The following is an 11,431-nucleotide window of genomic DNA, read 5'->3' on the forward strand; positions in this document are numbered from 1 at the left end:
CTATCTACTGCGATGTTTTATTTGGGTCGCTTACCCAGAAATATGCGGACTGAAGAGTCATTCTTCAACCCCTTTAATGACGATTCGTGCTATATCGGTCTAACACTATCGTTATCTAGCTCTGCAGAGAAACGCGTTAGAATAAACTCTACATTCGGGTCGTCTGCCAGGCTTTGGTGTGCCGCCTGAAGTTTACCTTGATAAAGCTCCTCTCGCAGTTCAAGCGGAGTTTTACCCTGAGTTCCTACTTCGACAGTAAGTGTACACTCCTCTCCCAGAGCCTGATTAAGCGCTTCTAATAGTTCACTTTGCGCCTTATCAGTATTTAGGTGTGCCTGAGGTGCTCTTAACGACAGTGCAATGGTGCTGCCTTGCTTACTAAATGCCGAGTTTAACGCCAACTGCTCTACCAATTTCGCAGTATTTAACCTTTGGATCAGAGCAGACCATTTGTCCTGCTCTATGGATTCTTTGGTGAGTTTTTCCGCCATCTCTGGTGTCTTAGTGTGCTCCAGAGCCTGCTTAATTTGCGTTGGCGTTAACTCTTCCTTTTTATCCACTACAGGTTGAAAGCTTGGCTTCCATTGATATGGTTCGTTGTCTTCAGGTACCTTCGATTCTGCCTGAGTACTTTGCGACACCATGCCAGAACCGCCACTTTTTTGAGCCACACGCTCAATTACTGACGTTGGAGATGCCGCTTTAGACTTTTTTTCAGGCCTGCCTTTTGTTGCCTGTCCAGCTGACGCTCTTCGGGAGCGCAACTGATGCCTGAGTCCACCAAGTGCGGACGGTTTTTGAGGCTCAACCGGAGCTTGCCCTCCTTGAGAGGAAGATGGCGTGGATTGCTGTGATTGTTGAGCAGGCTGTACCTGAACTGGTTGGGAGTCCTGATACTGTGGCGGCACAGGTTGATAGTCTTCTGACTCATCGTATACCGGCATATCGTCATAGCTTGGACCAGATACCACTGGAGCAATGGACTCTTGTTGCTGAGGCTGAGATTGTGGCGTTTCTACTGGCTTCGATACTGCTTGTTGCGCTTTTTCAGGAGCAACTGTTGGTCGCACAGGTGCTGGTTCTTCTGTTTTGGGCTGAGCAGGTTGAGCACTTACCGGCTCGGGAGCCGCCACCGCTTTCGGCATCGGCTGAACAACTTCTGCTGGTTCATCTGCAGAAGCTCGAACAATTTTCGTTGCGCCTGTAACTCTGGCAGGTCGAAATGCCATCATTCGAAGAACAATCATTTCTAACCCGATCTTTTCAGTTGGGGCTAGTGCTAACTCTTCTCTGCCTTTTGTCGCGATCTGATAGCAAAGCTGTACATCCTGCGGATTTAGCTGTGCGCTGAGGTGTTCTATTTTTTCTGAGTCAGGGCGAGAGGGATCTAATGAACCAGGCAAAGCCTGATACATCGCTACTCTGTGCAACTGCGTTGCAAGCTCTTTGAGTAGCCCTTCCCAGTCAACACCATTTTTAGCACATTCCCCAAGCGCAGACATCGCAGTCTGAATTTGTCGGGTACTAATCGCTTCCAAAAGATGAATAGCTTGATCCGTGTCCAGCGTACCTAACATGGTTGAAACAATTGGAACCGCAACCGTTCCGTTGCCAAGTGCTATCGCCTGATCAGTCAGGCTCAAAGCATCTCGCATACTGCCATCAGCAGCGTGTGACAACATGCCGAGCGCCCTTTGCTCTACGGAAACGTTTTCTTTTTTAAGAATAAAATCAAGCTGCTCATGGATATCATCTGCGCTAATAGGCTTCAGATGGAACTGTAAACAGCGGGATAAAATGGTTACCGGTAGCTTTTGAGGATCCGTTGTTGCCAGAAGGAACTTAACGTACTCAGGTGGCTCTTCCAGCGTCTTCAACAGGGCATTGAAGCTGTGACGAGATAGCATGTGCACCTCGTCAATCAGGTAAACTTTAAACCTGCCGCGGGCAGGTTTATATTGAACGTTATCCAGCAGCTCGCGAGTATCTTCTACCTTGGTACGTGACGCTGCATCGATTTCTAGCAGGTCAACAAAGCGTCCTTCATCGATCTCTCGACAAGTCGAACACTCTCCGCAAGGTGTGGCGGTAATACCCGTTTCACAGTTAAGCCCTTTTGCCAGCAATCGACCGATAGTGGTTTTACCAACCCCTCTCGTCCCGCTGAAAAGATAAGCATGATGCAGCTTGTTTTGGTTTAAGGCATTCTCAAGTGCGGTTAACACATGAGCTTGCCCTACAACCTGATCAAACTGCGAAGGACGCCACTTACGCGCTAATGCTAGATAACTCATTAGTTTCCTTTAATTAGTGACCTTCAAATTCACAGATGCTGTAAACATTCAGGCCCAAACCTTCCAGACGCTTGTCACCACCGATTTCCGGTAGGTTGATAACAAACGCTGCATGTTCAACTTCACCACCCAACTGGCGGATAAGTTTTGTTGTTGCTTCGATAGTACCACCAGTCGCAAGCAGATCATCAACTACCAGTACTTTATCGCCAGGCTGAATTGCATCAACATGGATTTCAAGTGTATCCATACCGTACTCAAGCTCATAAGACTGACCTACTGTTTCGCGAGGTAGCTTGCCCGGCTTACGTACAGGAACAAAACCAAGACCCAGCTCAAGAGCAAGAGGCGCTCCAAACAGGAAACCACGAGCTTCTGTACCAACGATTTTGGTGAAACCCATGTCTTTATACTTTTCAACCAGCAGCTGAATCGTTGCCTGATACGCTTTTGCGTCTTCCATCAGGCTAGTTACATCACGAAACAGAATACCTGGCTTCGGATAGTCTTGAATAGATTTGATACTTGATTTGATTAAAGAAATTGTTTGTGTAGTCATGGTTCTCGGATTCAGTTAAGGCTTGTGCCTTTGAGTTCTGGTTATTTTTATGTTCGGCAATACAAGCGTGGATTCTTAGCGTCAAAGCCTCAGAAAGTAGATCTTTCATCCTGCGCATAAAAAATAAACGCCCACTCTATACTCATATAGAGTGGGCACAACCCTGTTATGTTAGTGTCTTTCTTTTTATTGAGCAACTAACTTAGAAAAAGCAAACGTTCAAATTGTCGCTAATCGGTAAAAGTTTGTTCGAAAGCAAAAAATTTCTTTCGTAAACTTAAATTCCCGTTGGTCTGATATCCAATGAAAAGTGACTGACGCCTAAGTTAGCGAGGTTCAGTTTGCCCCCCATATTCACGTTTAGCTCTTCGACCATAGCCAAATCCGAAATCCCTTCACCTAACCTGACACCAGGCTGAAGTCGGACATTGTGTTTTCCTTCACTCCAAATCGCATCGAGCCCGGCAGAAAGAACTTTCATTGTGCTATCTGTCATATCAACAATGCCCACTAACGCATTGACGGAAGAAACGCTATCCAGACACTCAATCCCTTTTTCAATGTTCTCAACAAACTCTTTTAATTTATCAACTCGCATAGTTTGTCTGCGAAGACTATCGTTGAACAGAGCACGAACCAGCAGAGAAGTAGCGACCCCGTTATCGTGGTCAGATGCTGAATCGATAATATAAAAAGCGAACTGGCCGTCCATCAGCCAGGCATAATCAAATACCAGTGGCATCGACTCAGAAGATTGCAGCAGGTTATAACTGCAAACCCATTTCCCCTGACGCGCATCTCTGTCTGGTAACAATGCTATTAACAGGTCTTTTGCCGCGCTCGGATTATTCTTCAAATAATCTAAATGCCAGTAGAGTTCTTTATCGGCAGGGACCTCACCTTTGTCGCCAAGCCTGAACCACTGACTAGAGAAATCTTTTGGTGCTAACGAAGTATCAACATCCTCTTCTAATACGTTTGATATTGCTGATGTGAGATGTTCTGGCGAAGTGATAGGCTTGGTGAGAAAGTCCTTTATACCAAAGCGCAAAGCTCTAGCGACATCGGACATATCCTCTGTTGCAGACACAACTATCATCGGAGTATCGGGATATTCCCAACTGACCTCTTCAGCAAACTCAATCCCATTTAAAATAGGCATAGACAGATCGCACACTATCAAATCAGGAACTCTGTTTTTCAGCTCTCTCAATGCATCCAAACCATGTTCCGCTTCGGTCACCTCATAGTTGTATTTTTCAAGCAGCGCCTTAATGAACCGTCTGAAGACCGGATCATCATCGACCAATAAAATGTTCGGCTTATCTCTACACACATCTGGGGATGCTAGCGTAGAGCCCGCGTAGCGACTCATAATCAAAGACCTCGTATACTCAGAATCAGCAAAAACAGTACTAGGTACCTTTCCCAACTCCCCTATAAAAAGTAGTCTCGAAACCCGAATTATACAACATATGGATTTCTGCAATGCATTATGTCAATAGTCAAATCGTGAAACCGAGCGAGATTTTGATATTAAGCAAACTACCCACAAAGAGTTAAGGGTACATTGTCTGGACTAAAATAAAGATGTAAATATTCTAATGAAATTTGACGATTTGAACCTTTTCCGACTTGTTGTGGAAAATGGTAGTTATACAGCCACATCTAGAAAGACTTTAATTCCGGTAGCGACAATCACCCGACGTATCCAAGCACTGGAAGATGCGCTCGATCTCAGACTCCTTAATAGACACGCTAGAAAGTTAACTCTGACTGAGGCCGGAGAACGTTTTTATCAGGAGTGCTCCCCGCTTCTGAAAAGACTTTCATCTACAACGGAAGAGATCGCTGATGACTGTAAAGGCGCTGCGGGTAAGGTAAAAGTGTGTGCCCCCTCTAACCTGACCAAACGCTTAATCTTGCCTATGTTCAACCTGTTCATGGCAGAGTATCCGGACATCAACATAGAGTTGTACATGAGCAATCAGGCCGAAGAGATTGATCCAACTGAATGGGACGTGATGTTCCGTGTTGGTCCTCAAAGAGACTCCAGTCTGATCGCCCGTAAAATCAGTGAAGTAAAAGATATCCTTGTTGCGAGCCCAGATTACATAAATCAGGCTACTTATCCATTAGAGCATGCTGAAGATTTGTCACATCACGCGTTACTTAAGGGTGACCCACTGTTGAAGTGGCAACTTACTAACTCCAAAGGTGATACGGTCATCAATACAGATAAAGGTCGATTTGAAGCGAATGAGCTAAACGTAATCCGAAGAACAGCGGCAAGCGGGCTCGGTGTAACTCTAATGCCAGACATCATGTTACAAGAGTACTTCGAACGCGGGTCACTGGTGAGAGTTCTGGACGACTGGAGCGCAAACCCAAGAGATATTTATATGGTGTATAACCATAAGGACCATCAACCAGAAAAAGTTCGTTTACTTATTGATTACGTAACTCAGTACTACAAGCAAAAGTAGTTCACAGACGTTACCACTCACAAATTAAGAAAGGCTTGGTTTCGCAACCAAGCCTTTCTTTGATTCGTACAACACTGATTAGTGTGTTAAGCGCCTTCGTTATACAACTCCAGACTTGCTAAGTCTTGCTGGATATCTTTCTGAAGCTTCGCGTCATCGTTACGCAGTTTATCAAGAAAATCCAGATAGCTCTGATCGATATCACCGGTAACGTATTCGCCATTGAATACCGAAGTCTCAAACTGAGTAATATCTTTGTTACCCTCTCCAACCGCTGCAACCAGATCTTCAAGGCTCTGATAAATCAGTGCATCCGCACCAATAATCTTAGCGATTTCATCGGCATCACGACCATGTGCAATAAGCTCGTTTGCAGTGGGCATGTCGATACCGTATACGTTAGGGAAACGAATTTCCGGCGCCGCAGACACCATGTACACTTTCTTAGCACCAGCATCACGAGCCATTTCAATGATTTGCTCAGAAGTCGTACCGCGCACAATAGAATCGTCCACCAGCAGCACATTCTTACCTTTAAATTCTGAACGAATTGCGTTGAGCTTGCGTCTTACAGATTTCTTACGCTGCTGCTGACCTGGCATAATAAAGGTACGGCCAACATAACGGTTTTTCACAAATCCCTGGCGGTATGGAAGATCTAACTTTTGAGCGATTTGCAGAGCGATATCGTTCGAGGTTTCAGGAATAGGAATAACGACGTCCACATCCAGATTCGACCATTCATTCTTGATCTTGTCACCAAGCTTCTTACCCATTTCTACACGTGCACTGTAAACCGATATCTTATCGATAAAAGAGTCAGGACGTGCGAAATAAACGTATTCAAAAATACATGGATTAACCTGAGGGTTGTCAGCACACTGTTTAGTGAATAGTTCACCATCGAAAGTCACATACACAGCTTCGCCAGGCGCTACATCGCGAACAAAGTCGAAACCAACAGCATCAAGAGCAACAGATTCTGACGCAACCATGTACTCAAACTTACCATTAATCTGACGTTTACCCAGACATAGAGGTCGAATGCCGTGAGGGTCACGAAATGCGATCATGCCGTGGCCGATAATCATTGCTGACACAGCGTAAGCACCACGAATGGTTCTATGAACATTGGTCACCGCTCTGAACACATCTTCTGATGTCACATTACCTTTTACGGTATCAATTTCGTGTGCAAGTACGTTAAGGAGTACTTCAGAATCTGACGTTGTATTAACGTGACGACGGTCTTTTTCAAACAGCTTTTCTCTGATTTCAGCAGCGTTCGTTAAGTTGCCGTTGTGCGCCAGAGTAATACCAAATGGAGAGTTTACATAAAACGGCTGTGCTTCCGAGGCACTTGAGCTACCTGCTGTAGGGTATCGAACATGACCAATACCTACGGTACCTTGCAGACGTTGCATGTGTTTTGCTTCAAATACATCTTTTACAAGACCGTTTGCCTTTCTAAGACGAAAACGATTGCTATCTATGGTAACAATACCCGCGGCATCTTGGCCACGGTGCTGCAACACAGTCAAAGCGTCATAAATTGACTGGTTTACTGGCGATGTGCCCACGATTCCAACAATACCACACATGTCTAAATCCTCGATTCTAAGAACGCTAACACGATTAAATCGTGTTAGTTAAAAAGCTTGATGTTTCCTTTAAGTGTTCAAAAAACGGTTCTATTATTCTGCTGAACTCTGGAATAAGCGTTGATTCCCGCCACCAATCTGAACTTGGAATAGCAGTGAAAACATCGACAAAAAAGAGCGCTGCGGCCACTATCAGGACACCCCTGAGAGCACCAAAGACAATTCCCAGTATTCGGTCAGTACCGGAAAGTCCGGTTTTCTGCACCAGTTGCGCAATTACATAGTTCAAAACGGCACCCACAATCAGTGTGGATATCATTAGAACCAGTACTGCCGCTCCCTTCCGAAACAGGTCGTCATCAATTTTTGTGAAATAAACAGCTAACTTCTCGTAATACTGATTTGAGATAAATATAGCACTTGCCCAAATAACTAGTGACAAAGCTTCTTTCACAAAACCGCGAATCAAACTGATAAGAGCTGAAAGTCCTATCACCCCTAATATGACGAAATCTATCCAATTCATTTTATGTACATCTTAAAGTTGGCGCGCATTTTAACAGAAAATCGCGCGACGCAAACGTTTTCTTAAGGATTTAGTGGTTTAAATTTTTGCAATTGCCCTTTCGAGCCAGTAATTTTTTGCAGCTCTTTTATCTGCCTCTCAAGTTTCACCTTGGAAACATCAGGGCCAACAATAACTCGCGTAAAACCATTTTCATTTTTTGTGAATGCGCGATATCCACGCTTTTGTAAATCTTTGACCAGGGTTTCAGCATTCGCTGCGTTTTTTAACGCCATTAGCTGAATAATCCAGGCGCTGTCCTGATACTCGTTCTTGGCAGGCACTTCTTTTTCGGTAACCTGGACTATGTCCTGGTTGGGCTCTTTTGGTTTAGGTGTATTCTGTTGAGGATCTTCCTGTTCGTCGATTGTCACCTCTGCAAAAACCGGTGATTCAGCCTCAACCTCTACAGGTTCAAGCACTTCAAACGTTTCACCACTATTTTCAATCTCTGGTTTGATCGGTATAGCCGCAAACTCTTCTTTATAGTGCTGCTTCTCTCCATCGAGAACATCTGGCAATACGATAACACCTATCGCCACCAAAACTATCGTACCGACTAAGCGACTTTGGAACCTACTTGCCACTGGAACTCCTTTGTAACTCTAAGTAAACCAGAATTTCTGCCACGGTATAGAACGAGCCCGCCACAATGAGCACATCATCTTTTTCAGCAGAGACTAGTGCCTCTTTAAACGCCAATGTAGGAGAACCGTACGTTTTCGCTCTGGATGATGTATGTTGTGACAACTCTTCTGCGGTAGCCGCTCTAGGGCCTTCTAGCGACCCTAAATACCAATCAATTACGCTTTTCTCAAGCACTGCAATTGTCGCTTCAATATCCTTGTCTTTTAGCATGCCTAAAACACAATGTATTTTCTTACCCGGATATTGCTTCTGCAACTGAGTCACAAGATACTCTGCAGAATGAGGATTATGGGCAACATCGAGGATAATGGTTGGTGCGCCAGATACCCTTTGCATTCGCCCCGCTAACTTGGCATTTTTTAGCCCATTAACGACATTTACATCGGTGATTTCCAACCCAGAAACACCAAGCGCTGTCAGAGCTGTTGCTGCATTAGGAAGTGGCAGTGAAGGTTTAGGCAGCGCTTGCATATCAAATGCACCACAATACCAATCCCAGGTATCTTTGTTTTCCTGATAACGGAACTGATAGCCAACTTGATACAACTTGGCACCGATATCATCAGCATGTGCCGCAACCGATGACGGAGCGTCTGGTTGTCCACATATCGCTGGCTTGTCACCTCTGAAAATACCTGCTTTTTCGTAGCCGATAACTTCTATGTCATCCCCCAGCCAATCAACATGATCGACAGCCAGGCTAGTAATAACAGATACATCATGATGAACGATGTTTGTTGCATCCAGACGACCACCCAATCCAACTTCAAGCAATATCACATCGACCTGCTCTTCCTGAAACAACTTAAGCGCAGAAAGCGTTCCGAACTCAAAAAAACTAAGGCTGGTATCGCCACGCTGCTGTTCAATAAAAGCAAATGCCTGAGAGTGACGCTGGTCAGCTAACGCATGCCCGTTAATACGAACTCTTTCGTTGTAGCGGATTAGGTGTGGAGAACTGTAAACACCGACCTTGTAACCAGCATCGAGCAGTATGGCTTCCATGATGGCGCAGGTTGAACCTTTCCCATTGGTACCGGCAACGGTAATGATAGTTTGAGCAGGCTTTCGTAGATTGGCTTTGTCGGCAACGACTTCTACTCGGTCCAGACCGAGGTCAATTGCACTGGTGTGGATATTTTCTAAATAATCAAGCCACATCGGTAATGACGATGTGGCTTGAGGAATATTGATATTACTCATTAACGCAAATCTGTATTGAATTGGTTGTTAATGAATACTTTACTCTTTTTCCTTGTCCTGCGCGACTGGTACTTTATAACCATCTTCTGATTCTGCTTCAGGTTCGGCAGTTTTTACTTCTGCTACTGGAGCGTCATCAACAGAAACAACAAGCGGTGATGGCTGGTTAGTCATTTTAGCAACCATACTTGCCACACGCTGTCGCATTTCGCGACGGTCAACGATCATATCAATCGCACCGTGGTCTAGCAGGAACTCACTACGCTGGAAACCTTCAGGAAGGTCTTCACGTACTGTCTGTTCAATAACACGACGACCAGCGAAACCAATTAGAGCGTTTGGCTCACCAATATTGATATCACCCAGCATTGCCAGACTCGCTGATACACCACCCATCGTAGGGTCTGTCATTACTGATACAAAAGGCAAACCTTTTTCAGAAAGACGCTCAAGCGCAGCACTGGTTTTCGCCATTTGCATTAGGGACATTAATGCTTCCTGCATACGGGCACCACCACTTGCAGAGAAACAAACCAAACCACAGTTGTTTTCCATAGCAGCTTCAACCGCTTTTACAAAGCGAGCACCTACAACAGAACCCATTGAGCCACCCATAAATGAGAACTCGAATGCACAAGCGACGATTGGCATGCCCATTAGCTCACCCTGCATTACAACAAGGGCATCTTTCTCACCACTGTTTTTCTGGGCAGATGCAATACGCTCTTTATAGCGTTTTGAGTCTTTAAACTTCAGTTTATCTTGTGGTTCCAGATCATTTGCCAGTTCCACACGATTGTTTTCATCTAGGAAAGCTTCTAAACGACGACGAGCTTTCATTCGCATATGGTGTCCACACTTAGGACAAACTTCCAAATTACGCTCTAGTTCAGCGTGATATAGCACTTGCTCACAAGAAGTACACTTCGTCCAAACCCCTTCTGGGATCGACGCTTTGCGAGAACTTACAATACTGCTTTTGGTTAATATTTTTTCAAGCCAGCTCATGGAAGACCTTTTTTCTATTTCTCCCCCGCACATTGCGTAGGAGATGTTATTCAGTTTAAGCCGAAAGATTAAACCACAGATTATACGTTCTGTGGACTAAAAACTGGTTGTACCTATATCTAAATCACCTGAAATTTAAACTAAGCTAACAAAAGTTTAAGTATATGTTCGGCTAAGTACGAAATTAGACAATAATATTACAAACCTTTGAGACCACTAGTTCTTATAAGTTCAAATTATCAGGCAAAAATAATGGTCCGATCGGCATACGCGGTAATTGATACTCTTCAGGATAATCAACATCAACCAAATATAGACCCTCTGCCTTGCCAGTTGCGCCTGCTAAAGAGCGATTTTTACTATCAAGCAACCACTTAATCCACTCAGGTTTTTGATCACCTTGCCCGACAACAATCAGGCTACCCACAATATTTCTTACCATGTGATGAACGAAAGCATTGGCTTTAATATCCACCACAATGTAGTTCCCATGTCGGGAGACATTCAGATGCATGATGTTTCGCCATGGGCTTCGGGACTGACAATGGGCTGCCCGGAACGAAGTAAAATCATTCTCTCCCAGGAGGTACTGCCCCGCTATGTGCATTTTTTCTGCATCCAAAGCGTTGTGGTAATGGCTGATACCCGAAAAGTGAATTCCCGGCCTTAGGGAGTGATTATAGATGATATAGCGATAGCGACGAGCTGTAGCGGTAAAACGGGCGTGAAACTCGTCAGGGACCTCTTTAGCCCAACGAACAGCGATATCCTTAGGCATATTGGCATTGACACCCATCGTCCATGCAACAGGCTTTCTGATGACATCTGTATCAAAATGAACAACTTGTCCTGTACCATGGACACCAGCATCGGTTCTGCCTGCACATTGCACCTCTACTGGTTTGTTAGCGACAACTGACAGCGCCTTTTCAAGTTCACCTTGTACGCTATTCGCATGGCTTTGTCTTTGCCAACCAGAATAATTGGTACCATCATATTCGATGCCAAGCGCTATCCGCATATCTATGTTTCCCGAGAATTAAAAGCAGGTGAGTATATAAGAAAAA

9 protein-coding genes and 2 pseudogenes are annotated in these 11,431 nt (G+C 44.7%); 1 reads left to right on the top strand and 10 read right to left on the bottom strand.

Going from position 1 to position 11,431, the window contains the following annotated elements:
* Nucleotides 1-89 precede the first annotated feature (89 nt).
* The 3 genes from dnaX to SNR28_RS21405 form a co-directional block, all read right to left on the bottom strand.
* Nucleotides 90-2,294 carry a DNA polymerase III subunit gamma/tau gene (gene dnaX / locus SNR28_RS21395; RefSeq protein WP_375750748.1) on the bottom strand — a complete coding sequence of 735 codons (2,205 nt, stop codon included), beginning with the start codon at nt 2,292-2,294 and terminating at the stop codon, nt 90-92.
* Between the two features lie 13 nt (nt 2,295-2,307).
* Nucleotides 2,308-2,853, bottom strand: a complete 546-nt coding sequence (gene apt / locus SNR28_RS21400) for an adenine phosphoribosyltransferase (RefSeq protein WP_375750749.1) — start codon at nt 2,851-2,853, stop codon at nt 2,308-2,310.
* Between the two features lie 277 nt (nt 2,854-3,130).
* Nucleotides 3,131-4,231 carry a response regulator gene (locus tag SNR28_RS21405; protein ID WP_375754139.1) on the bottom strand — a complete coding sequence of 367 codons (1,101 nt, stop codon included), beginning with the start codon at nt 4,229-4,231 and terminating at the stop codon, nt 3,131-3,133.
* Nucleotides 4,232-4,457: 226 nt separating this feature from the next.
* Between SNR28_RS21405 and SNR28_RS21410 the strand changes: the two genes are divergently transcribed.
* Nucleotides 4,458-5,339 carry a LysR family transcriptional regulator gene (locus tag SNR28_RS21410; protein ID WP_375750751.1) on the top strand — a complete coding sequence of 294 codons (882 nt, stop codon included), beginning with the start codon at nt 4,458-4,460 and terminating at the stop codon, nt 5,337-5,339.
* 86 nt (nt 5,340-5,425) lie between these two features.
* On the opposite strand, the gene purF is transcribed toward SNR28_RS21410, so the two are convergent.
* The 7 genes and pseudogenes from purF to truA all read right to left on the bottom strand — a co-directional run bounded on the left by purF (nt 5,426) and on the right by truA (nt 11,385).
* Nucleotides 5,426-6,940: an amidophosphoribosyltransferase gene (gene purF / locus SNR28_RS21415; protein ID WP_375750752.1), complete on the bottom strand. Its 1,515-nt coding sequence runs from the start codon at nt 6,938-6,940 to the stop codon at nt 5,426-5,428.
* Between the two features lie 34 nt (nt 6,941-6,974).
* Nucleotides 6,975-7,466: a CvpA family protein gene (locus SNR28_RS21420; protein WP_375750753.1), complete on the bottom strand. Its 492-nt coding sequence runs from the start codon at nt 7,464-7,466 to the stop codon at nt 6,975-6,977.
* Nucleotides 7,467-7,528: 62 nt separating this feature from the next.
* Nucleotides 7,529-7,816: pseudogene (locus SNR28_RS21425) on the bottom strand (SPOR domain-containing protein); the annotation flags it as partial.
* A gap of 89 nt (nt 7,817-7,905) precedes the next feature.
* Nucleotides 7,906-8,092: pseudogene (locus tag SNR28_RS21430) on the bottom strand (cell division protein DedD); the annotation flags it as partial.
* Nucleotides 8,082-9,356 (bottom strand): bifunctional tetrahydrofolate synthase/dihydrofolate synthase, encoded by a 1,275-nt coding sequence (folC, locus tag SNR28_RS21435; RefSeq protein WP_375750755.1) that lies wholly within the window; start codon nt 9,354-9,356, stop codon nt 8,082-8,084. The gene folC and the pseudogene SNR28_RS21430, both read right to left, overlap by 11 nt.
* A gap of 39 nt (nt 9,357-9,395) precedes the next feature.
* Nucleotides 9,396-10,364 (bottom strand): acetyl-CoA carboxylase, carboxyltransferase subunit beta, encoded by a 969-nt coding sequence (accD, locus tag SNR28_RS21440; RefSeq protein ID WP_375750757.1) that lies wholly within the window; start codon nt 10,362-10,364, stop codon nt 9,396-9,398.
* A 223-nt stretch (nt 10,365-10,587) separates the two neighbouring features.
* Entirely contained in the window at nt 10,588-11,385 is a 798-nt protein-coding gene (gene truA / locus SNR28_RS21445) for a tRNA pseudouridine(38-40) synthase TruA (protein WP_375750758.1), read from the bottom strand.
* Nucleotides 11,386-11,431 lie beyond the last annotated feature (46 nt).

The organism is Vibrio iocasae, from assembly GCF_042245395.1.
GTDB classification, from domain to species: Bacteria; Pseudomonadota; Gammaproteobacteria; order Enterobacterales; family Vibrionaceae; genus Vibrio; species Vibrio iocasae.

Bases quoted from the DNA above. Each gene is read 5' to 3' on its own strand.
- dnaX (WP_375750748.1), bottom strand. From the start codon at position 2,294: ATGAGTTATCTAGCATTAGCGCGTAAGTGGCGTCCTTCGCAGTTTGAT.
- apt (WP_375750749.1), bottom strand. From the start codon at position 2,853: ATGACTACACAAACAATTTCTTTAATCAAATCAAGTATCAAATCTATT.
- SNR28_RS21410 (WP_375750751.1), top strand. From the start codon at position 4,458: ATGAAATTTGACGATTTGAACCTTTTCCGACTTGTTGTGGAAAATGGT.
- purF (WP_375750752.1), bottom strand. From the start codon at position 6,940: ATGTGTGGTATTGTTGGAATCGTGGGCACATCGCCAGTAAACCAGTCA.
- SNR28_RS21420 (WP_375750753.1), bottom strand. From the start codon at position 7,466: ATGAATTGGATAGATTTCGTCATATTAGGGGTGATAGGACTTTCAGCT.
- folC (WP_375750755.1), bottom strand. From the start codon at position 9,356: ATGAGTAATATCAATATTCCTCAAGCCACATCGTCATTACCGATGTGG.
- accD (WP_375750757.1), bottom strand. From the start codon at position 10,364: ATGAGCTGGCTTGAAAAAATATTAACCAAAAGCAGTATTGTAAGTTCT.
- truA (WP_375750758.1), bottom strand. From the start codon at position 11,385: ATGCGGATAGCGCTTGGCATCGAATATGATGGTACCAATTATTCTGGT.